Source organism: Paenibacillus sp. S02 (genome assembly GCF_019454065.1).
GTDB classification, from domain to species: domain Bacteria; phylum Bacillota; class Bacilli; order Paenibacillales; family Paenibacillaceae; genus Paenibacillus; species Paenibacillus polymyxa_B.
The window spans coordinates 5,801,027-5,826,944 of the sequence record NZ_CP073682.1; the positions used below are offsets into that span (position 1 = coordinate 5,801,027).

The following is a 25,918-nucleotide window of genomic DNA, read 5'->3' on the forward strand; positions in this document are numbered from 1 at the left end:
TAACTTTTTGCAAGTAAATATTTAAATATTATTAAATATTTTTTTGTCCACGACCTCTCCGCCTCCTAGCTATAACACAAAAAGACGCCCTTACGGACGCCTCTGCGGAACCAATCTTATTGTGCTGAACCTAATTGTACCCATGCCTTCTCAATCTCTGCAACCGCCTGATCCTTGTTCATGTTACCGCTGATATATGCTTGCATCAGCTCGCCAAATTTTTGGTGGAACGTATCCAGCGAGTAGTTAACAGACAGATCACCGGACTTCGACGTTTTCAAAATGCTTTCCATTTCCTTAGGCATTTCCAGATCAGGAAGCGGTGCATCCTTAATTGGAGGAATCACCTTCGCTACCTGGGAGAACCAGTTCTTGCCGTATTCCGAAGTGTACAGCCAGTTGAAAAATTCAATCGTTTCCTTCGATACTTCGGAATCCTTGTTGATACGCAGCGCCTGATCTGCACCGGTAATGATGACCGATTGATCAGCTTTGTCACTCACCGGATATCCCATGATGCCAATCTTAAGATCAGGATTAATTTTCTTGATTGCTTCCTCATCCCACGCACCTTTACCCGTCATAAACGCAGCTTTTCCGGATGCAAAATCACTTACTTCCGCATTGCTGTCCCGTTCCAGCGGCTTATCTGTGCCATGTTTCACCGTCAAATCAATGAAGCTAAAGAAGTTGTTGTACAGCACTGGATAGTCCTTGATTTTTGCTTTGCCTGCGATAAAATCACTAACGAGTTGCTTCGGTTCCACGCCTGCATCCTGCGCAGCAGCATCTACATAGTGTTGGAAGATATGTTTCCATACCCACCACTCTTTATATGCATTCGCAAATGGAGTAATGCCCTTCGCCTCCAGCTTGGTGACCGCATCCTGCATTTCTGCAATCGTCTTCGGCGGGGAGGTTACCCCAGCCTTAGTAAGCAAATCCTTATTGTAAATTAGCGTAAACAGGTTCCCCTTCACCGGGAATCCCAGCACTTTGCCGTCACTGGAACTCATATTCGCTCGAACAGCATCCGTCATGGCTGCTGCCAGCGGCTCATTGGTCAGATCGGCGCTATAATCCGCATACGTGTCGATGTCGCCTCCTGCCGTCGTTTGGAATACATCCGGTGTACTACCTGAGGCAATTTTCGACTTCAGAATCGTGTTGTAGTCTGCCTGCATGATCTCCAGATTAATCTTCACGTTAGGTTTGACCTTCTTATACTCCTCGATATACGCGTTAAAAGCATCGGTATACTCCGGTGAGGCTGTGAACATATTTATTGTAACCGTTTTCAAATCTTCTTTGCCGCCAGCACTTTCTTTCGACGCATCCGTACCGCCGCTGCTTCCACATCCGCTCAACAAACCGACCGTCAAAAGCAAACTGCCGGATAACGCCATCATCTTCTTTAACATGGATACTCCCCCATTTGTTTGTGATCAACGTCCATGCGCTCATTCTAAAAAATATACTCCAATTTAAAAAGGCAGATTAGTGAAGCGTTAAGGGTAAAAAAGTGGTTTATTGCAGGCTCACGCGATACTCAGACGGTGACACCTGATAATAATTACGAAAAGCCTTACTGAAATAATTTTTATCTTTGTAGCCGAGCATATCCGAGATTTCCTGTATTTTCAGGCTAGAATCACCCAGCAGCTCCTTCGCCTTGTCCATTCTAACCTTCTGTACATATTCGTGAATACCGTAACCAAACTGCTGCTTGAACAGCTTCATCAGGTATTCCCGACTCAAAAAATAGGTTTCAGCAAAAAACGAAATTTTGATATCCTCAAAATAATAACGGTCGATGTGCCTTTTGATATCCGTTATGTCAAAGGGCTGGTTCCCCGTTTGAGCATGTTGGACCCCAGCAATGTAAAGCTCCAGCATTCGATTCAATCTCTGACCGTAGTGGACAAAGCTCGTAAAATCAGCAGACAAATCGCCTTCACCCACGTGCTCCGGTTCTTCCAAAGCTCTATCTTGATTCAACGCTGACGTAGACGCACCCAACTCAATCGCAGCTTCTCTCAGTAAAAAATGGAACTCCTTCATCATTCGATCCGCATCCTGCAAACGGAAAATAGGGCCTGATGCCAATTGTTTCAGCAGATCGCCCAGCAGTACCTTTGCCCGGTTTGCCTGACCTGTCTGAGCATCCTTTTGGATCGACAATAGTCGCTCTGTCCATGACATTTCCTCTAACGTACCCATTTGCCGTGGCACTGTATGAAGAATGGACTCCCCTTCCAGCTTCAACACATCCGTGCTGTGGATGAGCGTCTTGGCATCCAAATAAGCAGACGCTAGCTCCAATACATCTGTACAGAGCTTACCCAATCCGGCAGCTACCACCATGCTGAATAGCCCATGCAGGTTCGCCACCGCCTTCTGTGTCACTTGTGCCAATAGTAAGGCCATATGTTCTTCTTGTCCTGGGGCCAGGGTACAGATCGAAACGACCTCACGCTCCCGTCGCGGATGGGAGAAGCTAAAACAACTCAACCGTTTATCTGACGTCTGAGCTAACACATTGGTCACGGCAAAATCCATCAGATCGGCATCGCCATGAAAACGCGTCCTGCGAATCTCATCCCTGTTCAGCAGCCGCAGCACGATCACCCCAAAGCGATTCCCCTTCTGATCCGCTCCGATCAATGGGAGCAACGCCGTATTGGCCTGCCTTTTAAAGCTACCGTCCAAAATGGACAAATATAGCTTCTCTTTCAGCTTCGGCAGTGACATATTCAGCGTAATGTTCTGGCTAATGAACTTGTTTTTGCTTTGCTCTCGACTTTCCAGAATGTCCACTGCTTTGTGCAGTGCCTGATTCAGATCCTGACGATTGATAGGTTTGAGCAGATAGTCCACCACCCGGGATTGAATCGCCTGCCGTGTAAATTCAAAGTCGTTGTAGCCGCTAATGACAATCGTCAGCAGATGGGGATATGCCTTTTCGATCGCACGAAGAAATTCGATACCGTTCAGCTCAGGCATTTTCATATCGACCATCACCACATCTATATGTTGCTGACCCAACAGCTCCAGTCCCAATCTTCCATTCGTCGCCTCATAAATATGTTCGATGCCCAGACGGTCCCAGTCCCCGATGATACGAATGGCTTCGCGCAACGGCTCTTCATCGTCAATAATCAATACGTTATACATGACTACTTCCTCCCCGGGGAATTTGCATTCTCATTTCCGTTCCCGTTTCATCCGTAAGTATGAATAATCCTGCCTGATCTCCGTACAAAAGCTTCAGCCGTGTGTTCAGATTTTTCAAACCAATATGCTCGCTCTCCCGTTCTTCCCATTTTTCATGGAATGAATCCAGCACCATTCTCAGCTTGTCCTCTGAAATTCCAGGTCCGTTGTCCCTGACTGCAATTGTGGCATTTGTAGAACTCGATTCGGCTGAAATGACGATCAGAATATCGCTTGATACTTTTTCCAACGCATGCTTGATAGCGTTTTCCACCAACGTCTGCACGGATAATCTCGGGATCGGCAGCTCCATCAGCTCTTCCTCCCATACCACTTCGACCCGCAGTCTCGCCCCGAACCTTGCTTTTTGCAGACCTATATACCGTTCAATGTGCTTGAGCTCTTCGCGGGCAACTACGATATCCTTGCCGTTGATGGAATACCGCAACGTTTGGGCCAATGCATCCACCATATCCGCCATGTCGAACATCTCCCGCTTTAATGCCTGTGTAGATATGGCTTGCAGGGCATTGTACAGAAAATGAGGATTAATTTCAGCCTCCAAGGCCTTGAGTATGGCGTTCTTTTCGACCAGCTTCATGCGATAGCGCTCATTAATAAGTTCTTCGGTTCTTTGGACCATTTCGTTAAAATGCAGCGACAAATATGCAATCTCGTCATGTCCCTTCACAGGAGCTGTTGCCCCAAAATCTCCGGTGCTAAACCGCTTCATCTGGGTGGACAGCTTATGTAAAGGTCGGGTAATGGCGTTCGAGGTCAGTGTCACTAATATAATAGACACACCTAAAAATAAAGCACCGATGGCATAGCTCCAATTCCGTGTTGTCGTAGCTGCTTCATAAATCTGGCGGTATGGGATGGGCTTGATGAGCTGCCACCCATCTTTTTCACCAGCATCATAGACGACCAAATACTCCTGATTGCCACTGCTATCTGACCACGTTACTCGCCCGCTTCCTCCCTTGCCAATCTGTGCCAACACTCCGGAATCACGCATCCGCTCATATAGCGGAAAGCTGTTCACATAAAAGGGAACCCCTTTAGGGCTCATTAGCATCAATTGGTCCCCTTTGCCCAGTGGGATGTTCTGCATGATTTCATCCACGGCGCTCGTATTGTAATAAAAGGACAGCACCGCCTGCGGGTGACGGGATGCAATCGACCTCAGCACTCGATGGTATGCCATAAAGCTGGCCTTTGGCGCCACATAGCCCATATCAGAGCGGGACCCCACAAAGGATTGAAATGATTCGTTCGTGGTACTAGCCATCGCCTCTTTATACCAAGGAAGCTTGGGAATATCCGTGTTTATTCCTTTGCGCACCGTAATGTTGTACGTCTCCCTGGTAACCACATAGTATTGATGTCGGTCCGCCACGTACAGATAGATCGCTTCCAGATCATTACGTGAATAAAACATGCTGCGCAAGTAATCTTCAATGACCATTCGCGAAGCATAGTCCCGGTTCTCATTGGCAATCGCGTTCATGATATCGTTATAACGTAGCTGTGGAAGAGCCAACTGCTGCATTCCCTCCAAGTAATCCTCCAAATTCTGATTGACCAGCAGCAGATTATTGGTCGTGCTGGCGATGCTATGGTTAACCGACTCCTTTTCAATCATCTGATAGGAAATAATTGTGAGTGAGCCCACCACCAGAATAATCACCGTGGTAAAAAGAAGAATGAGTTTGTTCACTAATTTTTGCGTGATCCTCCTCCACATGGAGCGAAGAATCGTTCCTACGCGCTCTGACATCATGATAACCGCCCCTTTTGAAAGCGTACACATTTTTACCCTCAACTGTTTTCTTAAATCCATTGGTCCGGCCCTAGGGGCTATCCTATACTTTCATTATATCTTAAACAGCTTGGAGCGAAAGAGCGGAAAATGTTGAGAAAAAGAGGTGCGTTATGCTGAAAAAAAGGGGAACCTGGGGCGACAAGGGTAGTAAACTGGAATTCGGTTTATTCACACTGCCCGTAATCTTGTGCATTACGATTGCATTTTATATTCCGTTTTTGATGACGATACGCTATTCCCTGACCAAGTGGAACGGCATATCCAAACATCCGAAATTTGTAGGTCTGGATAACTTCAAGCAAATCCTGCTTGGGGACGCCAATTTTGCACATGCAGCCTGGTTTACCGTCAAGTATGCCATCCTGTACATTGTATTGGTGAATGTGCTGGCCATTTTGCTGGCGCTCGTTCTCGATATGAAGCTGAAAAGCTCGGCTTGGCTGCGGGCGGCCTTCTTTATCCCGTATATCCTCAGTCTCGTGATTGTCGGATTTATATGGAAATTCATCTTCATGCAAGGCTTTGAGTCACTGGGACACAGTACAGGCTGGGGCATCTTCCAGCTAAGCTGGCTGGGTGAGGAAGGGCTCGCGTTTGTTTCCATTTTGGCAGTATCGATCTGGCAATCCATTGGATTTTACATGGTCATTTATATTGCAGGCTTACAATCTGTGCCAGAGGATCTAAAAGAAGCTGCCATTGTTGATGGCGCGGGGCCGATTCGGAGATTTTTCAGTATTATTCTACCGATGCTCGCACCTTCCATTACGATCTCAGTCTTCATGGCACTGACCAACTCGATCAAAGTGTTTGACGTCATTTTATCTCTGACCGGCGGTGGACCGGGAGGTACGACATACAGCATTGCGTATGATATTTACCGGGACACGTTCCAGAACAATCTGTATGGCTACGGAACAGCCAAAGCATTGATTTTATTCGTTGCAGTCCTGATCATTACGATTATTCAATTGTCTATTTTTAAACGCAGGGAGGTTGAAGCCTGATGCAACGCAGCCGTACGGGACGTATTTTGCTAGAAGCGGGCATGATTGTATTATCACTGTTATTTTTGTACCCGCTGTTTCTCGCCATTAACAATTCGTTCAAAAGCTTCGCTGAGGTCATGACCGACGTCATTGCGCTGCCCAAGCAGCTTTCGCTGGATAATTACGTATATGTATGGAAATTCATCGACTATCCACGCCTATTTCTGAATAACACCATTATTACCGTCGTCGGCCTGGCAGGTATCGTGCTGATATCTTCCATCGCGGCCTACAAGCTGGCAAGAACCAAAAGCAAATGGAGTTCCGTGATTTACATGCTGTGCATTATGCCGATGCTGATCCCATTTCAGTCCATCATGCTCACTGTCTTGCGACTGGCGAAAGACTTAAATTTGGCAGACAGCACTTGGGGCCTTGGCTTGCTGTATTGGGGCTTCGGCGCACCGCTGGCAGTGTTTATCTATCACGGCTTCGTGAAAGGTATTCCGGCTGAGATCGACGAAAGCGCTAAAATCGATGGGGCCTCGGGCTTCCGGCTTTTCTTTTCCGTGATTTTTCCCTTGCTGAAATCAGTCACCGCCACCATTGTCATTATCGACGTGATGTGGATTTGGAACGATTTTCTGCTTCCGCTTCTCATGGTTAACGGCTCACCTAGCACCAAAACGCTGACGCTGGCCGCCTACACCTTCGTTGGACAGTATACGTCCGACTGGCAATACGCCATGACCGCGATGGTAATGGCTGTGCTGCCTTCCATTATCGTATTTATTTTTCTGCAAAAATACATTGTCAAAGGCGTCGTCGCCGGAGCCGTCAAAGGCTGAGTCAAGTATTCGAAGCCAGATGCAAAAAAAGAGGACTTGCGTGTTGTTCGCGCAAGTCCTCTTTTCTTCGTGATATCCATCATGGGCTTCTGTACAGTATTCATTAAGCCTTAAACTGGCCTAGCGCTTTCAGCATCTCTTCCATAGCAAGCTGTAGATCAGCAGAGCAGGTATTTAGGCGGTTAATCTCTTCCATCTGGTCAGAGGCTGCAACCGACACTTCCTGTGAGCCGCCGCTCGTCCTGCGGGCGATGACAATAATTTCAGTAGCAGAAGCGGTAACTTCCTGCACACCTGCTGACATTTGTTCTGCGGTTGCTGCCATGCTTTCGATCCGTTCTGCAATGTGAGTGCTTCTTTCTACGATATGTTCGAAGCTGTCATGTGTCTCGTTCATCATCCGCAGCCCGCTGTCCACATGCGCTACCACATGTCCAATCGCTTCCGCCGAGCGCTGTACATCTCCATCAATGTTTTGGATGAGCTGCGCCACTTGACGGGAGGCTATTCCCGATTGATCTGCTAGCTTCCGCACCTCGGATGCTACAACCTCGAATCCTCGTCCCTGCTCACCTGCGCGAGCAGCTTCAATAGAAGCATTCAACGCCAGCAGTCCCGTCTGTTCAGATATTCCCTGAATAACCTGCATGATTCCGGTGATTTCACCTGATTGACGGTGTAGCGCTTGAATCAGAGCATCCGTATGCTGGATGGACGAATGCAGTTCCCCCACCTGTTCCACCGTGAGGCGTGCGGTTTCCGCGCCTGCCTCCGCCTGCTGCTTGGAGTAGATAGCAGCTTCGGCAATCTCCGAGGCGTTTTCCGCGACATTCTGAATGCCCTGAGCCATCTCTTCCATCGCCGTCTGATTTTCCAACACGCTTCGGGTCTGCGCTTCGGCTCCATCTGCAACCTGCCGGATGGTGTCTGCAATCCTATTGGCCTGTCTGGTCGATGCTTCAGCAATGACGGCAAGCCGCCCCGTTGAATCGGATACCGCTCCACAAGCATGCATGCCCTCGGAAATCAAAATGCTCAAATTTTCTCGCATTTCATTATAGTTGACACTCAGCCGCCCAAGCTCATCTCCACTCCGGTCAAGCAGGACAGAAGTAAAATCTCCCTGACCTGCCTTGGCGAGCGCTTGGCCTACACGGCTCAGTCTGCGGTTTACCCTGCTCATGTACCAGAGAATCACAGTTAGCGATATCGCAATGGCAATGGCAATCACAATCATAAACTGGCGGATAAACCCGCTAATGATCCCGTCAATAATCGATTGCGATGCACCTACATACAGAATGCCAATCACAGCACCGTCTGCACTGCGAATGGGTGTGTACGCAGCTTGATACGTTTTGCCAACTACCACCGCTTGACCATAATAGGGCTGACCCTGCTTTAAGACAACGGTAGCCACTTTCTCCGATACTTTTGTGCCTACAGCGCGTTTGCCCTCCAGCATGACATTCGTCGCTACCCGTTGCTCCCCTTGAAAGAAAGTCACCGTATCGCCTGTTGCCCCGCCAATTTCATCGACGATTTCCTCATTATTGTTAATCCGTTGGCTCCCCTTATATAATTGCCCGTCCTTGATCTGCCATGCCCCGCTATATTTGTAGTCCACTAGGCGGGTTGCCATATTCAAGTCATTTTTAGCCTTTTCGGTAGCAAAAGCCTCAATACCCTCCTGCATTCGGCTAGTAGCCACATAAGCGATCACGACAGACAACACTATCAAAATGCCGATCACCATACCACTAATTTTTGTGCCTATTCCTATTGTCCGCATGTATTGGATACGTCCTCTCTAATCTGACGCCATGCCGTCACAACGCTATACAACTTAAGCTGAATCTGTTCCATCATGGATACTTATTTTATCGTACAAATTACCTAAAATTTTAATTATTTTCGATTTGAAAATTAATACAGTTCTTATCAGGTGACCTTACCTTCCTTGACAATTCCTCTTAATAATGATTTACTAATTTTACTATTCGTAATTATTACGATTAAAGAAAGACAAAGAAAGCACATCTGCTTTCCTATCTCGCATGATAACCACTACAGCACATTCGACATTTCATGATACTTTCGAAGGGAAGAGTGATTACGTTGGCAAACGCTATGGAATTGGAAAAGAAAATACCGGTCACGGTACTAAGCGGGTACCTCGGCTCCGGCAAAACCACCCTGCTGAACTATGTGCTGAACAACCGGGAAGGCTTGCGGGTAGCCGTCATTGTCAATGATATGAGTGAGGTAAACATTGATGCTGATCTCGTTCGTGACGGTGGAGGATTATCTCGTGTGGATGAGAAGCTGGTGGAAATGTCCAACGGTTGCATCTGCTGCACCTTGCGGGAAGATTTATTAAAAGAGGTAGAACGACTGGCACTCGACAAAAGGTTTGACTATATTCTTATCGAGTCCACGGGTATAGGTGAGCCCATTCCGGTAGCCCAGACTTTCAGTTATGTAGATGAGGAAAATGGAATTGATTTGACCAAGCTGACCCGACTGGATACTATGGTCACCGTCGTGAATGCACCAGAATTTTGGAAAGACTTCTACTCTAGGGACTCCCTCAGGGATCGCGGACAGGAAGTGGCAGAAGAGGATGCACGCGGCATCGTTGATCTGCTCATAGAACAGGTGGAATTTTGTGATGTGCTGATCATTAACAAATGCGATCTGGTATCCCCTGAGGAGCTGGAACGATTGGAAAAAGCGTTACGCGGCATTCAACCAAACGCCAAAATCATCCGTTCCGAGTATGGTAAGGTGGACCCAAAAGAGATTTTGAACACGCATCGCTTCGATTTTGAAACAGCTAGTCAGTCGGCAGGCTGGATACAGGAAATGAACAAAGAAGAGCACGTACCGGAGACAGAAGAATATGGCATTGCTTCGTTTGTGTACAAGCGCAAAATCCCATTTCATCCCGAACGTTTGTTGAAATGGCTGGCTCAATGGCCTGCTGAGGTTGTACGTTCCAAGGGATTGGTGTGGCTCGCCACGCAGAACCGCACTGCTTTTACATTCAGTCAGGCGGGTAGCTCCAAACAATTCGCACGCGCAGGACTGTGGGTATCTGCTTTGACTGAAGAAGAACGCCAATACTATCTTGGCGAAGATTTCGAAAAGACACCTGACTGGGACGAAAAGTATGGTGACCGGGTGACCAAGCTCGTATTTATTGGTATCGATATGAACCGGGAAGAGATCGAGCGCACTCTGGATGAGACACTGCTGACCCCTGAAGAAATGGAGCAGGATTGGCGCAAGCTGCCTGACCCGTTTACGAAAAAAATATAATGAGGTTATAAAATAAAAGCGCCTTAAGTGAGGAATCCCCCCTCTTAGGCGCTCTTATATTATTTATGCTTAACCCATTGCGCGCTATCCACCGGCCAAAAAATCACATCCGCACGGCCAACGATATCTTTAATAGAAACAAAGCCAATAGCACGACTATCCCTACTATTATTGCGGTGGTCGCCCATCACAAAAATATAACCCTCAGGTACCTTGGAATCGGTTATGGTTCCATTTGGAAAATCGACATTGTTATATAGTTCTCCCTTGGCGTGCGCATCCTGAATAGCTCCCTGAATGTATGACTCCTCTACTTTCTTACCGTTCACATAAAGATGATCGCCTTGATACTGAATCGTATCCCCAGCCACTCCAATAACACGCTTAATAAAGTCTTTTTGTTCCTTTCTCACATGGAATACAACAACCTCACTCGGCTTGGGATCACGAAAATCATAAATCATCTTGTTCACGACCACTCGTTCATCTGTCTTGAAATTCGGTTCCATGGACGCTCCCTCAACAATAAATGGCGCAAATAATAGCCAACGTATAATGAACACGAGCACAATGGCTACAATAATGGCTTTAAACCAATCGATCATCTCATTTTTCACTCGTGGCTGCTTTTCCTGCAATTGTTCGACAGTTGGATCCGTCAAATGATTTCCACTCTCCATGCGCTAAACCCACCTTTTCTCACAGTTTTCATTTCTAGTATATGTATAATGTTTAAGTATAATCAAATTTTCCCAGTCTGGCAAAACTGCATTTTTAGTTGAAACAAAAGTGTGAACTTTTTTTCACAATATCAAAAAAACAGTAAAAAACTGTTGATGCAAACGTTAACATATATTACACTGTGCATATACTTCTTAGAGCGTTTTAGACATAGGTTAGATCAATCTGTCACCCCAGGAGGTGTCCTGTTTTTAGTGGAAAGACAGCATGAGCCACTTTTATAGATGCTATCTTCTTTTAAAATAAGAACTCAAATGAGGAGGAATTTACATGTTTAAACGGAATGATCGTCCAAAAAATGGGTTTAACGCTCTAAGGCTCGGTGTTTCTTTTGTTTTCGCTTCTTCTTGTCTTATTGGAACCGCTTACGCAGATACGTCATCCAACGACATCCCTTCTTCCGCACTCACAGAAGAGGCAGTTAGTACAACCGACGCAACAGCTGTCTCCACAACGTTAGCGGCAGGAGATTTGTATGTGGCGCCAAATGGTAACGTGTCCAATCCGGGTACAATATCCAGTCCTACCACGCTCGAAGCAGCACTTACACAAATTGCTCCTGGTAAAACTATTTATCTGCGCGGTGGTAACTACACTTACTCCTCAACGATTACAATTCAGCGTGAAAACAGCGGCAATAACGGCTCACTCAAAGGGTTGGTCGCTTACGGTAGTGAAAAGCCGGTACTTGATTTCTCTGCTCAAGCCTTTGGTTCAGCCAATCGTGGACTTCAGCTTAACGGAGACTTTTGGCTAGTAAAGGGCCTTGAAGTAAAGGGTGCCGGAGATAATGGTATCTATATCGGCGGCAGCAATAACCGAATCGAAAACGTGGAAACCCACCACAACCGGGATACTGGACTTCAGCTTGGACGTTACTCGCCTAATGCTTCCACTAGTGAGTGGCCTTCGAACAATTTGATTTTGAATTCTTACTCTCACGATAACGCTGATCCCGATAATGGTGAGGATGCCGATGGCTTCGCTGCCAAATTGACTGTGGGATCAGGCAATGTGTTTGATAACTGCTTGGCTGCGTACAACGTAGACGATGGCTGGGATTTGTATAGCAAAACCGAAACGGGTCCCATCGGCGAAGTAACCATTTTGAACAGTGTGGCCCACCACAACGGGCAGACCGCAGATGGAACGTCTACCGCGAACAGCGACGGCAACGGATTTAAGCTGGGTGGAGACAAAATCAAAGTCAACCATATTGTGAAAAACAGTATTGCTTTCCAGAACAAAAAACACGGCTTCACCTACAATAGCAACCCCGGCAGCATTACGTTGACCAATAATACCTCGTGGGACAATGGACAAAGTAATTTTGCTTTTGACAAGGGTGATCACGTGTTCATTAACAATCTTTCTTTTGAAGGAACAGCAAGTGATAAAACAAGCGGTACAGATCAGGACGACTCTAGCGTTTGGTGGAAAAACAAGAAATCGACGAATGCCAAAGGTCTGGTAGTCAGTGCAGACGACTTTGTTAGCCTCACGCCTTCTATCACTCGAAGTGCAGACGGTTCCATCCAGCTCGGTGATTTCCTTAAGCTGGCCAAAGGAAGCGATCTGATCGGCTCGGGTACTCCGAGCGGAAAAAATATAGGGGCACGTTAAAAGCCCCGCCTAATCAGGACGCCCTGGCCCATCTACCAACTTAGACAATTCTGCATAATATAGCGACCGGTGATTGTCCTCATAACCAGACAAAATATGAGGTGAACAGATCATGGAACGAAGAATCACACTGAAACATACACTCGCCTATGGAAGCGGTAACATGCTGGGAAGTGGCGCACTTGCGATTAGCGGTGCATGGTTAATGTACTTTTATACAACCTTTTGCGGACTGTCTCCCGTTCAGGCCGCGGCCATTTTCTCTGTTGCCAGCATCATAGATGCAGTCAGCAATCCGGTCATGGGCTTTATCAGCGATAACTTTCACCGGACCCGCTTGGGCCGTAAATTCGGCAGACGACGCTTTTTCATCATGATGGGTATCCCGCTGATGCTCGTGTATCCGATGCTTTGGGTAGATGGGTTGGGCTTCTGGTATTACCTGAGTACGTACGTACTGTTTGAACTGGTGTATACCTCTGTCATGGTGCCGTATGAAGCACTAGCGTCAGAGATGACCCGAGATTTCGGCGCACGCTCCAGATTGACCGGATGGAAGGCCATGTTCGGCAAAATCGCCAATTTTGCCGCTGCTTTTATCCCTGGTCGCTTTATTGCTGAGTATGGCAAAGACTCTCCATTGCCTTTCTTTTATACCGGTCTCGTTTTTGCGGCTATTCTGCTGATTGCGATGGCATTCTTGTATAAAAACTCCTGGGAACGTCCAAGTGAGGAACTGCAAAAGGAACTGGAAGGTGAAGCTCCGCTTTCCTTTATAGATTCGATGAAAAAGTTGTTTGTCGACATTTCCTCTACCTTCCGAGTCAAGACGTTCCGTCATCATCTCGGGATGTACCTGGGCGGCTTTTCAGCTGAGTGGCTGTTTACTTCTGCTTTTACGTACTTTATTGTCTTCTCCTTGTTCCAAAGCTCGGAGATGGTATCCAATTTGAACAGCTTTAACTCTGTCATTCAATTGATTTCTACCTATTTCTTCATCCAATTCTGTGTGCGTAAAGGGTTCCGTATGCCTTTCATCGCCGCCCTCGTTGTCGTTTGCTTTAGCGTAGCAGGTTATGGCCTGCTCTATATAACGGGAGCCTCTAATACGATGGTATGGCTATATGTCATCACACTGTTCATGGGACTTGGTACAGGGGGCGTCTACTACATCCCTTGGAATCAATACACGTTCCTTGCCGATGTGGATGAAGCGTTGACCGGCCGTCGCCGGGAAGGTATTTATGCAGGTATGATGACTTTTGCCGGAAAAATGGTGCGGGCCGTTGTCGTCTTCATTCTCGGCTGGGTATTACAGCATTTTGGCTTTGTATCTGGGGCCGATAGTCAGCCAGTCGCTGCTCAGCACGCCATCTTTTATGTACTCGTGGTCGGTACCATCGTTCTTGCGATCATCGGTATGATTGCGTCTGTCGTGATGAAGCTGGATATTGACAGCCACAAGAAGCTGATCGCCGAAATTGACCGTCTTAAAAATGGCGGCTCCATGAAATCAGCCAAACCGGAAGCACGAAAGGTATTCGAGGAACTGACAGGTTTCCATTACGATCGGTGCTGGGGCAACAATAATGTGGGCTTTAAGAACAAACCCGTTGACCCTAAAACACACACTCCGTCTATGTAATAACAATAACAAATACAGATTAAACATTTACTAAAGAGGTGACTGTATCATGGCAAATCCAACATCACAACCAACAACCAGTCCTACAAAAACAGATTCTTGGGCAGTACGTATGAGCGATTCCGTTCTACAACGGAGTCCAGAATTTTACGAAAAATGGGAATATGACCACGGCGTCATTTACAGAGGTCTGGAATGGGTTGGCGAACTGACAGGCGATCCCAAGTATATGGAATTTATAAAGAAACATATGGATCATTTTGTTGACGAAAATGGCGTTATTCAGCGCTATAAAGTAGATGAGTACAATATTGACCATGTGAATAACGGTAAGCTGCTCTTCTCTCTGTATCGTGCTACAGGAGATGAACGATATAAAAAGGCAGCCTACCAATTACGCAGTCAGCTGGAAAAACACCCGCGCACAAGCGAAGGTGCATTCTGGCATAAGCAAATTTATCCGTATCAAATTTGGCTCGACGGCTTATACATGGGCGCCCCGTTCTACGCTGAATTTATCCGTGAATTCGGAGATCCGTCAGAGTTTGACGATGTGACCCTGCAATTCAAGCTCTGCTACGAACATACACGTGATCCTAAAACAGGCCTGCTCTACCATGCCTGGGATGAGAAGGGTGAGCAGCATTGGTGCAACCCGGAAACAGGCTGCTCTAAGAATTTTTGGGGACGCTCTATGGGTTGGTTCGTTATGGCACTCGTTGACGTGCTGGACTATATTCCAGAGGATCATGCAGACCGTCCCGTCCTGATTGATATGCTGACGGAAACACTGGAAGCCCTGCTGAAAGTGCGTGATAAAGAAAGTGGAGTCTTTTATCAAGTGCTCAACCTGGGCCATGTGAAAGGCAACTATCTGGAAGCCTCTGCTTCCTGCATGATTCTCTATGCTATTGCCAAGGGCGTTCGCAAAGGCTATCTGCCAGAGCAGTATCGTCAAGAGGCAGAAATCATCCGTAAGGGAATTATCGATGAATTTATCACGATTACTGAAGAAGGACTCGTGAATCTGAACAAAACGGTGCAAGTAAGCGGTTTGGGTGGTAAAGATCGTCGGGATGGCACCTTCGCTTACTATATCAGCGAGCCGATTATAACCAACGATCCCAAAGGTATCGGAGCTTTCATTCAGGCGATGGGTGAAGCAGAACGCATCTAAACACGCGAGCTATAAACCTTAATTGCGAAAAGGACGGTGGCCATCAGCCCCGTCCTTTTCTTACATATAAACATATCCTACTTCATAACCTTAAACTCATATCCCTGTTTCTTTAGAAATTCTATAATTTGAGGCAACGCTTTTGCGGTTTCTTCTTTACCATAGGTGTCATGCATGAGTATGATTGCTTTTTCTCGACCTTTGACTGACCTTATAAACTGGTTGATTAGTGCCGGTGCCTTCTTGGATTTCCCCTCTGCATCCTTCGTTAATACATTCCAGTCCACCTGATGGTAATCCTTTTGAAGTAAAACCTTATCCAAAGCAGCCATTCCCTGTGGATCTCTTCTGTTCCATGTCATGTGCCCCCCGGGGAATCGAATCATTCTAGTGGAGAATTCTGGCCCCAGAATACTTTTTAGAACCTGATTGTTCTTCTCGATCTCCTGCATAACATGATCCGTATTTACTCGTCTGTTCGGATATAAATATTTATAATTATGTGAGTACGTATGGTTTCCTATCGCGTGACCCTCTTTAACAATTCTTTTGATAAGGTTCCTGGTATGCTCATTTTCATTGGCTTCTTTACCTACAATAAAAAAAGTTGCCTTGACCTTCTGCTTTTTCAGAATATCTAATATCTGAGGTGTGACCGTCACGGATGGACCATCATCAAAGGATAAGTAGGCCACTTTTTTACCATCAGCTCCATCGGGCATCTGCCCTAGCATTTGCTGTTTTAAATATTTTTCGACAAAGGCACCATCTTCTACTGCGGGGTCGCTTTTTGGAGAGACTACTTTACCATTTGCCCCCGCATTTACTTTACCTTTTGATGAGTCCTTGGATACGGAATCTGTTTTTTTTGCAAGCTCCTGTGTTGGCGCATGTGTTTTGTTATCTGAGACCTTTATCGCAATGAAAGTAATACAGCCTGCCACAAATAATATAATAGCAATTAAAATTAGTCTTTTTCTGTTCCTCTTCAAGCGGTGTTCTCTTGTCCTACTATGTGAATAGCCCTTTTCCATTAGCTTATGTACCTCCCACTAAAATAAGAAAAACCACCGGATCAGGGTTGATGTACACACCTTAGAATGGACATGGGAAAAACCCTTAGGTTTAGCCGATGAAAATTTAGGGATGCACTTCAACCAGAGGACAACCTACTCCCGGTGGCTTTCTTGTCTTGCATTTGCATAATTTATGAGTATCATTGCAGTTTATTACGATTGTTTCGTTAAGGCCTGAGCCAACAAGGACGCATAAGCTTTAGCACCACTAGGTTTTAAATGTACTCCATCATGCTCGAAATATGAATTTTTACCAGAGCTGGCTGCATACCAGTCAATCATTGTAATTCGCGGGTCCTGGGACGCTGCTTCGGCAAGGTGCTTGTTCACAATACTCTCCCACGGCCGAGGCACACGGGTATTCACGAGTATAATATGCTTCGTATCCTTCAGACTGGCCAGCAAATTCGCTAACTGATCCTTGGTGAAAGCGCCGTTCGTGCCCAGCTCAATAATAACTGTCTTACCCAGCTGTCCGTTCTGTCTTAGCTGCTCCAGTACGGCAGGCGCCTCCGCCATCTGACGGCCGATCCGTCCATCTACAACAGCTCCCGGGAAGGAATCCTGAATGTACGACTGTACATCCAACATGACAGAGTCTCCAATGGCGGTCACACTCGACCCATCACCTGTAATAGGCGTAGCTTCTTTGGGTTTGTCCGAAGGTTCCGACGGTTTCGTAACATCGTCCGTAGTACCAGCCTGGGCCGTCGTGTTTTTAGGCGTCTGGGATTGAGACGAGACTGGGGCCTGCACCTTGCTGCCCTCAGACCCTTGCAGCTTGATGGCTTTGGGCTCCTTGGAAGCCACGGATACCGTTCCGTGAAGCGGCGGCATCGCCTTTGCCTTTGCGACTGGCTTCTCATCACTTGATGCCGCCTGAATCGTTGCATCAGGAGACGCCACGTACAGGTGGACGGTACCCACGAGAATACCTGCAAAGAGCACAGCCGCTGTAGTTGTAGGCATCCATCTCCACTGCGCCTGTCTACGAACCGCTGAACGGATTTCTGTGATCCAGTGGCGGAATCCTCCATGGCGGATCGGCTCCTCGATATATTTAAATGAGAGAGACGCCAGCAATACGGTAGCTAGCAATTGTAAAATGATACGCATCACATGCACGCCATCGGTATCTACTTGAGGCGTCGTTAGCGTAATAACCGGAACATGCCACAGATACAGTCCGTAGGAACGGGCTCCAATCCAGCGTAGCGGCTTGATTCCAAGGAGACGACCAAGGTGGCTTACCGGATGTGCCAACGCTGCGACCACAATAGCAGTGACCAAAGCTATGCCCAGCAGGCCGCCCCGGTACAGAGATGGGTCATATTCATTCGAGGCCCACGCCCAGTGACAAAGCAGCAGCAAGCTTATTGCACCGATGCTGTCCAGAAGCATACGCGCCTTAGGAGAAGCTTGCTCTTTCAGCTTGCCGCTCGGCCACACCAAGGCCAGCGCCGCACCAATTAGCAGAGCAAATCCGCGCGTATCCGTGCCATAATACACCCGGCTCGGGTCGCTTCCTGGTACGTAAATCACTGCCATCAGGAGTGCAGAGATTAACGCCAGACAAGTCACCCAGCCTGCGAGCACAATACGCTTGGGCATGAATTTTAGCCCAAGCGCCAGTAGTAAAGGCCACAAGATATAAAACTGCTCCTCCACCGCCAGCGACCACAGATGCCCAAGCGGAGAAGGTGGGCCGAAACTTTCAAAATACGAAACCTGATGGAAGATAAACCACCAATTGCTCATATACACCAATGCGGCAGGTACATCTCCGCGCAAGGCCGTTAGCCGTGACGGATCGAAAAGAAACGAGCACAGGACAATGACAGCCACAACCGTCAACATGGCAGGCAGCAACCTTCTGGCACGACGCAACCAGAAATCTTTCATTTTAAAACTATGATATGTATCCCACTGACTCACCAAAATATCTGTAATCAGATACCCCGACAAAGTAAAAAACACGCCTACACCCAACAAACCACCCGGCAACCAATCCGGATTCAGATGATAGACAATGACTGCGATGACCGCCAGCGCTCTTAATCCATCCAAACCTGGCATATAACGACGTTGTGACGGCAATTGTTTAGACTTCATTTCAGCCGCCGTCCTTCTTGCAAATTCAAGCTCCCTGTCTGTTTCAATGCTCTTCTGCCCTTTCCCTCTCCTGCACATCGTCTGTGCGATGCCCTGTAGCCTTTTCATTCATTATATAAAACTTCATAATCGTAATGATTTCAATGAAGTTAAAATTAATGACAATGTTTTTATTATATCATTCCTTTCCACAGTTAGGTAACCACTGATAGATATACAAAAAAAGGCATCTCTTCCCTTAGGAAGAAAATGCCTTTTTATTAGTATTCTATTCTCTTAAAATTTGATGATACCTGAGGTATGAAGGAAGACCAACAACATCAGGATCGGTGCAACATACCGAAGACCGAATAACCATACGTTGAACCAGAAGGGTTTGATGTTCGCATGCTCAGCCGCAGTCTTCCAGTAATAACCTGTGAATATAACAATCAACAAACCGCCTAACGGTAAGAAGATGTTGGACGCGGTGAAGTCTACGAAATCAAAGAATGATTTATCCCCCACTTTTAATTCCGGCACCAGGCCCATGGACAATGCAGAAGGGACGCCCAGCATCAAGCACAGGACCGATACGACGATAACGGAGCGAACCCGGCTCCAACGCATACGCTCCATGACATAGGCTACTGGAACTTCCAGCAAGGATACCATAGAACCTAATGCAGCAACCGCCAGCAGTACGAAGAACAAACCGCCGAAGAATGCACCAAAAGGCATTGCCGAGAAAGCAGCCGGTAAAGCAATGAAAACCAGCGATGGTCCTTGAGCTGGGTTAATTCCGAAGGAGAAGGTTGTAGGGAAAATAATCATACCTGCGATAAACGCATAGATTAAATCTCCGCCACCAACTGCCAGCATGGCTCCACCCAGCGATTGACGGCGATCCACGTACGCACCGTACGTGATCATAATTCCCATCCCCAGTGAGAGTGAGAAGAAGGCATGTCCCAAAGCAACCAATGCAGACTCTATACTAAGCTTAGAGAAGTCGGGATTCAGAAAGAAGGATACGCCCGCACCAGAGCCTGGCAGCATAAGAGCGTTAATCATCAACACGAGCAACAGGATGACCTTGGCAGGAATCAAAATTTTATTGAACTTTTCAATCCCGTTTGATACCCCAAGAGTAACCACGACTGCTGTAAATGCAAAAACAACTAACAGCCAAACCAACGGCGCATACCCGGAGGAAAAAGAAGCGAACTGTCCAGCAAAATCATTATTTGAAAACAGATTTCCGCTAAATGCCTCTACGGCATAATGCAGTGTCCAGCCTCCTACAATGGCATAGAACGATAAGATAACAAAAGGCACGATAACAAACATGATGCTCATCTTGCCCCAAATCGGATGACCGCCTACTTTTACCATTGCAGAAGCAGCACTTCCTCGACCCGCACGACCAAGCGCAAGCTCTGCTAAAAGTACAGGCAAACCAACAAGCAACAGGCAGACAATAAACAATAAGAAAAATGCAGCTCCGCCATATTGTCCTGTAATATACGGAAATTTCCATATGTTACCTAGTCCTGCCGCACTCCCGATCGCCGCCAATATGAATCCAGCAGACGAGAAGCGTTCATTTTTATCAGACAGGCTATTCTGCCCCTTGCTCAAATTCATTATATCCCCCTCATTCTCTCTACTTACGCATAAACATGAGCATGCGTACATAAATAATTTTTACTCATTATAGCGTAAGTAGGATGTAAGGTCATGCATAATTTTTCACTATTACCGGATTTATTTTCATAATGTTCCGTATCTACAAAATACAACAGAAAACTACATATTTTCTTCAACATCCTTCTTTATTATGGTCTCTCCCATGCGATTAGATACTTTTTGATAAATATACGAAATCGCCAACAGTACAACACCAAAAGAGAAGTAGGCTACAATCGTGCTCCCCGTCGTTAACAGATGCAGATCATACAACAGCAGCTTACCTGTCGACAGCAAGGTCAAGCCCAACCCAAATCTGCGAATGTAGACCACTCGCTTGAGGAAGCCGTATACAATATACAAAATGGCCAGCAGCAAATACACCAGACTGAACACAAGACCAGCATCCCCCAGGCGGAACTGAACTCCGAGAAAGGCGGTTATGATGCCCAGCAAATATACACCCATAATGACCGGGTACAACTCATTACTTCTATAATGTCGGGTCATCAGTGCGTTCAGGAAATCCCTGCTGCTGAAGAATACCAGCACATTAAAGGCTGCGAGTACCACCAACGCCACATAATCAGCAGCCGTATTTTGCGCATAATTTTCATGCAAGGTTGGAACCGTTACGGTGACCACCAGTGCCAGCGCGTAGCCTATGACGTACAACGCCAAGCTGTAGTATTTAATCACCCGATCATACAGCAACCTCACCTTAGGCAGGAAATAAGCCAACACCAGCGATACGCAGGTGTACAACAACACTTTGTACAAGGTGTAATGGACAAACCCGTCGGATACAACGATGTTATACCAATGCCCGGCTTCATACAAAAGGTAGAAATACACGTTCACCAAAGCTACATATTTAAATCCTTGCATGATATGCATTTCGTACAAACGATTGTTTTTGAAAGCATTCGGACGACTAAATTGAATCGCATAGAAGACGGTAACGATCAACATTCCCAGTGTAATGAGCGTATATTTGAGTCCAAAATAATCCGTCTCAAATCCTGACAACAGATATATAGGGAAATCGACGAAAAAGAATGCGCCCAGACACAGTAATAAAATGCCCCAGCCAGCTCGTTCCAATTCCTTCAACCGGTAACGGTGGCCATATAATGTAAGAAGAACCGCTTCGATCAACCAGCCCATGGATAACCATCTAACTCCAAACTGGAACGGCACCATGAGGATGGCAAAGGTCAACGAAGTCGCATAAAATAATATTTTAGTTTGTTTCTCCTCTGGAATATATCGACGGACCCATTGTCCCAGACCCCCGTACACCAAGCAAAAGACGAGAGCCAGCAAGCCTTTATAATCATCCAGGCCTGCATCGCCGAACAGAGAATACAGAACAGAACAGCTCACGACTGTATTCAGAGCCAATAGGGAGAAATCTAGCCATGACAGTTTTGTTTTTAATCGGAACGGCACCCACAGCGTCATCCCGAGGTACATTGCAAATGTAATGACTGTATACAGCATGCTCGCTACGGCGCTTTCCGATAACCACGCCAGCACAATCATCAAGGGCGTATTAAGTAAAAAGCTGATATATTGCACGACGACCCACCGTTTGCGGAAGGATACAAGCAGAATCAGCAAGTTTAACAGGAACAAATAGCCCATGGCGATATACACGGCGTTCCCTTCCAGTCCGTTCGCTGCCATATAGGAAAAGAGCGGGAGATATCCCCCTACTAAACCGAAAGAGCATATCGTTCGGGATTCATACCTTAATGACAGTAGCACAGCGGTCACCGTAACGAGTACGGATAAGCCTATGCCTGTATACATTCCTATGATTTCTAACAAAAAGTAGCTGTAAAAAATCGATCCGTACAGTACAGAAATACCGCCGCCCAAAATACCGAGCGCAAAGGTCTGCTTCTGCTTGCGGTACAACCATTCCCCACCGCCTAGCATCAGCGCTCCTAGCAGAAAGAAGGCCACACCCTTCATATTTCCTGTAAACCAGTTCGAGTATGAGTATTTAAAAGCGGCTCCCACACCCAGTATAATGAGCAAAATCCCTAGCTTGTTGATCCAGTTCAAGCCTAGCTTCATTTCAAACTGATTTTGCTTCATGCGCTTCTGCATCGTTTCTTCGCTGATCTCTTCTTCTCCGAGCTGCTGGAACTCGCTTGCCGTCTGATGGAGCAATTTACGCTCGGCCTCCTGAAACCGCCCGCGTTGCTCCATGATTCGGTCACGAATCTCCTCTGAGAATAGTCGTAATCTGGCGACGATCTCGTCCTGATCTTCTTTAAGCTCATGCGTAGTTTGCTGAATAAGCTGGTCCACTCGGTTTTTAGCCCCATATTCAAAGGATGTCAGCCGATTTTCCCCTTCTGTGGTTCTGGAAGCAAAATAGGTCTCCAGCTTTTCACGCGAAATGCGGATCATATTCGCCTTTTCGCTCAGCATTTGCTCCGTCAGCGCAGTGCGCAGCTTTCCATTTTCCTGCTCAATATGTCGTACTCGCTCTTCCAAGTGAACGCAGCGAGCCTGATAATCCTCGAACTTTTTTCGCAGAACCTCATTCTCCAGAATGATATCTGAGGCTTCATAGTCCGCAATTAATGTTTGATACTCCTTGAGCAGCTTGTTCTGTTCTTGGCGGATCGTATGTAAACGATCTTTAAAATCCTCCATGTTCTCCTCCATCGCTGTCCATTTTGGTAATCATTACATTTTACATGAAATTAAAAAGGCATTATAGAGACTATAGCCCATTTTGAACGTTAAATTGGGGCTTTTACTTAAATATTCTTCCAGTTCCATCATCACAGGAAAAGTAGGACGGATATATATGAGAAATAAAGCCCACCTTTTCACTTCGCAAACATGAAACCCGCATGGATGTGTTGCAGAGTCATTTTCATTTAAAAGTTACGAAAAACAGGCTTATAATTGTTTTTTTTACATCGTCATGTTGTTTATTATCGTGATCTTTTTATTGCACAAAAAAGGAGAGATACACATGTATTCAATTAGTGGCACTATAGCTTTGATAGCAAGCATATCTATGTTTTGGCTTCTATACGATTTAAGAGTCACCCATTCCGCAGGATTTAATGATGCTTTTTACTTATTTCCACTTATCTTAATTACGCTGTGTATTTATTTTTATTGGAAAGACCATGATGAAAAAAGTAAGTCATAAAAAGAAATAAAGTAGAGTGTATAGTTCAGATTTATCTAAGCGTTCTAGATTTCCACAAAAAAAGGAAAAACCCCGTAGGATTCTTCCTTACACAAAATTAATACTTTTTCATGAAAGTCGTCACAGACTTTAGGGCTTTCTGCATGTCACATAAAATTAGCTTTCTTATTTTTTGTAATGAGTGTAAATTTTAACGATTGTATTCTTCCTTAACATAAGTACGTCATATGCAACAATTACTTTGGTTTTATCTGTAGCCTCTGGAACATTGTAAACCACTTCATTTGACTAAAGTTTTTTACAAATAATTCATCCTTCGTTTTGATTCTGTCAGGATGACTGAGAGGAGTAAAAGAAGTGATGAATATTGATAATCTCCAAAAGTTGATGGGCGCAACCTTTTGGATTATAATAATCATGTTTATATTTTTTGGGTTTATTACATAAAATTATAAAGGGTGATGACAATGAATAGGGCTGTGACAGGAACAATATTTTGTTTTATATCTGCTATGTTGTATTCTTCTTATTATCTTTGTGCAGCAATTACAGGAGCCGGGCAGTTAAATCCTTTTTATGCTCCGTTTGGTTCTTTAAAAGTTTTTGCCGTAATGGCTTTGATTATTGGAGTAGCTTACTTAATTATAAGTGAATATGGATATTTGAAAAAAAAGAAGAAGGCCTAGGCCTTCTTCTTTTACATTATAACTTAATAATTTAAGTACTAGAGCCTTCTTTCTACTACTGTGACTACACCTTGTACTTTACCACCCGCAAGTTTAACAGGTGATTTAATGGTAACATTTTTGATACGCTCTAATACCGTGCCCACATAATTATAACCAACCAGGTCCCCTCTAACTACTTTATAAATAGGGGTAAATTGTAGTTTCGCTTGATATCCAGGCTGAACAGTTAGAGAACTATTATAAAGATGGGTTTCAGTAGTCGACCAGCCACCTCCTAGAACTTGAGTTACTGCGTCATTCCATTTAGCGGAAATGGTCATATTCGCACTCCACGAAAAACTTTTTGACCAACCTACCATTTGCGTTAATGTGGTAGTTTTACTTGAATTTTTAATATAGTCAGTTATATCGGTTTTCTGATCTACTTGTAATTGTTGAGGATAATATGCGGATTGAATTAATTTACGCTTAAAAACAAAGTCAAGACCAGTATCAGCCATTGGACTAATCCTATTTCCGCTATCATAAACTTGAGCTGTGACTGTCTGTGGCTGTTCTTGAGAAAGGAGCTTTTGATACTCATTTAACGAGATTTCTTCCAAACCACTCTCTGTAGTTATGTAGGCTTTAACTACTTTGGGCTGTGAAGTAGCTGACTCACTAACAGCAATATTAGAATTAGTTACCTCAGCATTTGCAACAGATACAACCGGAACAGAAAATAGAGCTAATGATAGAGCAAACAATGCAATACTTTTCTTTTTCAAAGCAATCCCTCCAATAATATTATTTTATAGAAACTTTTTTTGCATAGAAACTCACAAAAAAAAGCGACTAACAACCCTAATAAATATGTGAGTATGTAATGTTATGTAATCGAGCAAAAAGTAAAGTGAAGAAAAGTCCATATAAAATCACAACATAAAATATTTCAATATTATTATATTTTTTAATCAATGGTAATAATTACAATAATTATTGTATCACAAAACTTCTGTTTTCCTACCATAAAATTCAATAACTCCCTATAAATAAGTCAACTTTCCTAGATAGCTAACTTTTCTAAGCTTTCAACAAGGCTGTACTGAAATTCCCTTTAGGTCAAAAGATAGATTTTATTGGTGATTGGTTGGTTTTTGAAATTAATATATGCATCAATTATTACCTATACCTTAAAATTAATTACATTTTATTACATTTTAATGTATTTTTCTTTAAAAAATCCATTATATAGAATGATTATATTAATTAGATGAGAGGAGGAATAGTTTTGCATAAGTCGAATCTGTTTCATTTATTTAAACGGAACTAGGCATAAGACAAGAAAAGCAATATAGCTGATGTGGATCTGAAAGCATGAGGATGTTTAGTTATATCATTTGGGTCAGCTTCTTGGTCTGAAACATACGGTTGTACTGATTAATCAGTTCATCCAAAAACATAGACTGTTCAAGCACACAGGCATGTCCGAAACCATACTGTTCGTACAGATCATGCAAGCGTTGCCGGGCATCTTCCAACTGTTGATTTAGCGTTTCATCTGTATTCATATCACGCCCCCTCCTAATCAATCTCATTTTAGGTTGGAATGTGGAAATATGAATTGCTATTTTTGCAATCAAAAATCAGCATAATATAACAAAAAAGACCAGTGTTTAGGCTGGTCAGTGGTAATGAAATTAGAACCTGAATCAAGCTGTACCAATTTGTTCTTGCAGTTTGGCTTTACCAAGAGTTGAGTCTTTAGCCTGAACCGGTAGTACCAATATCAGTAAAAAGCTAGTAGTTACCAAGAGCAAAGCCATCT

18 protein-coding genes are annotated in these 25,918 nt (G+C 45.1%); 7 read left to right on the forward strand and 11 right to left on the reverse strand.

Annotated elements, in window-relative coordinates; translation table 11 throughout:
• Positions 1-116 precede the first annotated feature (116 nt).
• The 3 genes from KAI36_RS25820 to KAI36_RS25830 form a co-directional block, all read right to left on the reverse strand.
• Positions 117-1,421: an ABC transporter substrate-binding protein gene (locus KAI36_RS25820; protein ID WP_220026384.1), complete on the reverse strand. Its 1,305-nt coding sequence runs from the start codon at positions 1,419-1,421 to the stop codon at positions 117-119.
• Positions 1,422-1,527: 106 nt separating this feature from the next.
• The gene (locus KAI36_RS25825; RefSeq protein ID WP_220026385.1) at positions 1,528-3,174 is read right to left on the reverse strand and encodes a response regulator; all 1,647 of its coding nucleotides are present in this window, start codon (positions 3,172-3,174) and stop codon (positions 1,528-1,530) included.
• Positions 3,167-5,026 carry a cache domain-containing sensor histidine kinase gene (locus KAI36_RS25830; RefSeq protein WP_220028211.1) on the reverse strand — a complete coding sequence of 620 codons (1,860 nt, stop codon included), beginning with the start codon at positions 5,024-5,026 and terminating at the stop codon, positions 3,167-3,169. Before KAI36_RS25830 ends, KAI36_RS25825 begins: the two co-directional genes overlap by 8 nt.
• 122 nt (positions 5,027-5,148) lie before the next feature.
• On the opposite strand from KAI36_RS25830, the gene KAI36_RS25835 reads away from it, so the two are divergent.
• Together KAI36_RS25835 and KAI36_RS25840 are read left to right on the forward strand one after the other, a co-directional pair.
• Entirely contained in the window at positions 5,149-6,045 is an 897-nt protein-coding gene (locus tag KAI36_RS25835) for a carbohydrate ABC transporter permease (RefSeq protein ID WP_013312582.1), read from the forward strand.
• Positions 6,045-6,875, forward strand: a complete 831-nt coding sequence (locus KAI36_RS25840) for a carbohydrate ABC transporter permease (protein WP_013312583.1) — start codon at positions 6,045-6,047, stop codon at positions 6,873-6,875. The genes KAI36_RS25835 and KAI36_RS25840 overlap by 1 nt, the downstream gene beginning before the upstream one ends.
• A gap of 103 nt (positions 6,876-6,978) precedes the next feature.
• Here KAI36_RS25840 and KAI36_RS25845 read toward each other — a convergent pair whose 3' ends face one another.
• Positions 6,979-8,667 carry a methyl-accepting chemotaxis protein gene (locus KAI36_RS25845; protein ID WP_220026386.1) on the reverse strand — a complete coding sequence of 563 codons (1,689 nt, stop codon included), beginning with the start codon at positions 8,665-8,667 and terminating at the stop codon, positions 6,979-6,981.
• Positions 8,668-8,993: 326 nt separating this feature from the next.
• Here KAI36_RS25845 and KAI36_RS25850 point away from each other — a divergent pair, with 326 nt between their 5' ends.
• Positions 8,994-10,196, forward strand: a complete 1,203-nt coding sequence (locus KAI36_RS25850) for a GTP-binding protein (protein ID WP_276572452.1) — start codon at positions 8,994-8,996, stop codon at positions 10,194-10,196.
• Between the two features lie 59 nt (positions 10,197-10,255).
• On the opposite strand, the gene lepB is transcribed toward KAI36_RS25850, so the two are convergent.
• Complete coding sequence (gene lepB, locus KAI36_RS25855; protein ID WP_220026388.1) at positions 10,256-10,876, reverse strand: signal peptidase I; 621 nt, start codon at positions 10,874-10,876, stop codon at positions 10,256-10,258.
• A gap of 331 nt (positions 10,877-11,207) precedes the next feature.
• Here lepB and KAI36_RS25860 point away from each other — a divergent pair, with 331 nt between their 5' ends.
• The 3 genes from KAI36_RS25860 (at position 11,208) to KAI36_RS25870 (ending at position 15,382) form a co-directional block, all read left to right on the forward strand.
• A complete protein-coding gene (locus KAI36_RS25860; protein ID WP_025719367.1) occupies positions 11,208-12,560 on the forward strand; it encodes a right-handed parallel beta-helix repeat-containing protein in 1,353 nt (450 codons plus the stop codon).
• Between the two features lie 112 nt (positions 12,561-12,672).
• On the forward strand, positions 12,673-14,205 hold the full coding sequence (locus KAI36_RS25865; protein WP_025719365.1) for an MFS transporter: 1,533 nt from the start codon (positions 12,673-12,675) through the stop codon (positions 14,203-14,205).
• A gap of 49 nt (positions 14,206-14,254) precedes the next feature.
• Positions 14,255-15,382 carry a glycoside hydrolase family 88/105 protein gene (locus KAI36_RS25870; protein ID WP_220026389.1) on the forward strand — a complete coding sequence of 376 codons (1,128 nt, stop codon included), beginning with the start codon at positions 14,255-14,257 and terminating at the stop codon, positions 15,380-15,382.
• Between the two features lie 77 nt (positions 15,383-15,459).
• Here KAI36_RS25870 and KAI36_RS25875 read toward each other — a convergent pair whose 3' ends face one another.
• From KAI36_RS25875 to KAI36_RS25890, 4 genes are all read right to left on the reverse strand, one after another.
• Positions 15,460-16,416: a polysaccharide deacetylase family protein gene (locus KAI36_RS25875; protein ID WP_220026390.1), complete on the reverse strand. Its 957-nt coding sequence runs from the start codon at positions 16,414-16,416 to the stop codon at positions 15,460-15,462.
• Between the two features lie 195 nt (positions 16,417-16,611).
• Positions 16,612-18,570, reverse strand: a complete 1,959-nt coding sequence (locus KAI36_RS25880; RefSeq protein WP_258382226.1) for an acyltransferase family protein — start codon at positions 18,568-18,570, stop codon at positions 16,612-16,614.
• A gap of 276 nt (positions 18,571-18,846) precedes the next feature.
• A complete protein-coding gene (locus tag KAI36_RS25885) occupies positions 18,847-20,196 on the reverse strand; it encodes a sodium-dependent transporter (protein ID WP_013312591.1) in 1,350 nt (449 codons plus the stop codon).
• Between the two features lie 162 nt (positions 20,197-20,358).
• Positions 20,359-22,911 (reverse strand): DUF2339 domain-containing protein, encoded by a 2,553-nt coding sequence (locus KAI36_RS25890; RefSeq protein ID WP_220026392.1) that lies wholly within the window; start codon positions 22,909-22,911, stop codon positions 20,359-20,361.
• 978 nt (positions 22,912-23,889) lie between these two features.
• Between KAI36_RS25890 and KAI36_RS25895 the strand changes: the two genes are divergently transcribed.
• Positions 23,890-24,108, forward strand: coding sequence for a hypothetical protein (locus KAI36_RS25895; protein WP_220026393.1), 219 nt, complete (start codon positions 23,890-23,892; stop codon positions 24,106-24,108).
• Positions 24,109-24,146: 38 nt separating this feature from the next.
• On the opposite strand, the gene KAI36_RS25900 is transcribed toward KAI36_RS25895, so the two are convergent.
• Positions 24,147-24,878, reverse strand: coding sequence for a hypothetical protein (locus KAI36_RS25900; protein ID WP_220026394.1), 732 nt, complete (start codon positions 24,876-24,878; stop codon positions 24,147-24,149).
• Positions 24,879-25,481: 603 nt separating this feature from the next.
• Positions 25,482-25,661 carry an aspartyl-phosphate phosphatase Spo0E family protein gene (locus KAI36_RS25905; protein ID WP_071643892.1) on the reverse strand — a complete coding sequence of 60 codons (180 nt, stop codon included), beginning with the start codon at positions 25,659-25,661 and terminating at the stop codon, positions 25,482-25,484.
• Positions 25,662-25,918 lie beyond the last annotated feature (257 nt).

What these genes read in the sequence shown, in the direction of transcription:
- KAI36_RS25820 (WP_220026384.1), bottom strand. Translation starts at nt 1,421, where the DNA reads ATGTTAAAGAAGATGATGGCGTTATCCGGCAGTTTGCTTTTGACGGTC.
- KAI36_RS25825 (WP_220026385.1), bottom strand. Translation starts at nt 3,174, where the DNA reads ATGTATAACGTATTGATTATTGACGATGAAGAGCCGTTGCGCGAAGCC.
- KAI36_RS25830 (WP_220028211.1), bottom strand. Translation starts at nt 5,026, where the DNA reads ATGTGTACGCTTTCAAAAGGGGCGGTTATCATGATGTCAGAGCGCGTA.
- KAI36_RS25835 (WP_013312582.1), top strand. Translation starts at nt 5,149, where the DNA reads ATGCTGAAAAAAAGGGGAACCTGGGGCGACAAGGGTAGTAAACTGGAA.
- KAI36_RS25840 (WP_013312583.1), top strand. Translation starts at nt 6,045, where the DNA reads ATGCAACGCAGCCGTACGGGACGTATTTTGCTAGAAGCGGGCATGATT.
- KAI36_RS25845 (WP_220026386.1), bottom strand. Translation starts at nt 8,667, where the DNA reads ATGCGGACAATAGGAATAGGCACAAAAATTAGTGGTATGGTGATCGGC.
- lepB (WP_220026388.1), bottom strand. Translation starts at nt 10,876, where the DNA reads ATGGAGAGTGGAAATCATTTGACGGATCCAACTGTCGAACAATTGCAG.
- KAI36_RS25860 (WP_025719367.1), top strand. Translation starts at nt 11,208, where the DNA reads ATGTTTAAACGGAATGATCGTCCAAAAAATGGGTTTAACGCTCTAAGG.
- KAI36_RS25865 (WP_025719365.1), top strand. Translation starts at nt 12,673, where the DNA reads ATGGAACGAAGAATCACACTGAAACATACACTCGCCTATGGAAGCGGT.
- KAI36_RS25870 (WP_220026389.1), top strand. Translation starts at nt 14,255, where the DNA reads ATGGCAAATCCAACATCACAACCAACAACCAGTCCTACAAAAACAGAT.
- KAI36_RS25875 (WP_220026390.1), bottom strand. Translation starts at nt 16,416, where the DNA reads ATGGAAAAGGGCTATTCACATAGTAGGACAAGAGAACACCGCTTGAAG.
- KAI36_RS25880 (WP_258382226.1), bottom strand. Translation starts at nt 18,570, where the DNA reads ATGAAGTCTAAACAATTGCCGTCACAACGTCGTTATATGCCAGGTTTG.
- KAI36_RS25885 (WP_013312591.1), bottom strand. Translation starts at nt 20,196, where the DNA reads ATGAATTTGAGCAAGGGGCAGAATAGCCTGTCTGATAAAAATGAACGC.
- KAI36_RS25890 (WP_220026392.1), bottom strand. Translation starts at nt 22,911, where the DNA reads ATGGAGGATTTTAAAGATCGTTTACATACGATCCGCCAAGAACAGAAC.
- KAI36_RS25895 (WP_220026393.1), top strand. Translation starts at nt 23,890, where the DNA reads ATGAATAGGGCTGTGACAGGAACAATATTTTGTTTTATATCTGCTATG.
- KAI36_RS25905 (WP_071643892.1), bottom strand. Translation starts at nt 25,661, where the DNA reads ATGAATACAGATGAAACGCTAAATCAACAGTTGGAAGATGCCCGGCAA.